The sequence below is a fragment of the Alkalibacter saccharofermentans DSM 14828 genome (assembly GCF_900128885.1).
In the GTDB taxonomy this organism is placed as follows: Bacteria; Bacillota; Clostridia; order Eubacteriales; family Alkalibacteraceae; genus Alkalibacter; species Alkalibacter saccharofermentans.
In genome coordinates this window covers 1-1,065 of the sequence record NZ_FQTU01000015.1, presented here as the reverse complement: position 1 = coordinate 1,065, position 1,065 = coordinate 1, and the positions used below count along the sequence as shown (strand labels likewise).

Below are 1,065 nucleotides of genomic sequence, written 5' to 3'. Positions count from 1 at the left end.
GGGTTTGAGAACCTTGTAAGTTTGTAAAGGTATAAAGCAGATAGTGGATAGGTTACACTAAGTTAGACAGATTCCTTAAGGTCCTATAAAATAAGGATATATAATAAAAGGAGAAAAATCATGTCTAATGCAAAACGTAATCGTCGAGAATTCACTGATGAATTCAAAAAACAAATCGTACAACTGTACTTAAATGGTAAGTCCAAGTCAGAGATACAAAAGGAATATGACTTGTACGCATCCACACTGGATCGGTGGATTAAGCAAAACCAAGAAACAGGCTCATTTAAAGCAAAAGACAATCTCACAGATGAGCAAAAAGAGCTGATTGAGCTTAGGAAACGTAATAAACAGCTGGAAATGGAAAACGACATTTTAAAGCAGGCAGCGCTGATAATGGGACGAAAGTAGAAATCATCAGACAAAACAGTTATAAATACTCGATATCAGCAATGTGTACCGTCCTAAATATTCCTAGAAGCACAGGGATTGAAAGGGACACTTCTCAACCAACTGTCAAAACTGACATTAAGGGTGTATAAAAACATCCTTGTTTTTTGACCTGGTGAATAATAATTAATCGCAGTGAAATGTCAAAAGTAAAAAAACGCTGTATTTGTCAATCGACATCCGCACCCCCAAATTGTACTTTTTTATTGCCAAACACAAGGGGGGGGATGGAGGTTGATTGGACTGGATCAGGAAGCAGAAATTTTAATGAGGTGTTTTAGGGATGACGACTCTGTGTTTGGCAATAGAAAAGTACAACTTTTGGCAATCAAAAATACAATAGCCAGTACTAACCTTATTACTTGATTAATGAATTCATCATGCGGTAGCTTTTGCCTGTAAATATGAGCATATGAGAATGGTGCACTAGTCTATCAACGATAGCCGCAGTTAGCTTTTCATCAAACAGGAAACCTTTCCATCTACCAAACTCAATATTGGTTGTTATGATGACGCTTTTAGTCTCATAACATGTAGAAATGATATCAAACAACAATCTGGCACCTTCTTGGTGAAGGGGGAGATACCCCCATTCATCAAGTATGAGCAAATCAG

At 37.2% G+C, this 1,065-nt stretch carries 1 protein-coding gene and 1 pseudogene; one reads left to right on the top strand and one right to left on the bottom strand.

From position 1 onward, the window contains the following. Positions 1-120 precede the first annotated feature (120 nt). Positions 121-485: pseudogene (locus BUB93_RS09425) on the top strand (transposase); the annotation flags it as partial. Between the two features lie 323 nt (positions 486-808). Here the strand turns inward: BUB93_RS09425 and BUB93_RS09420 are convergent. Beyond that, positions 809-1,065, bottom strand: a 257-nt coding sequence (locus tag BUB93_RS09420) for an ATP-binding protein (protein WP_159432076.1), incomplete at its 5' end; no start/stop codon positions are given.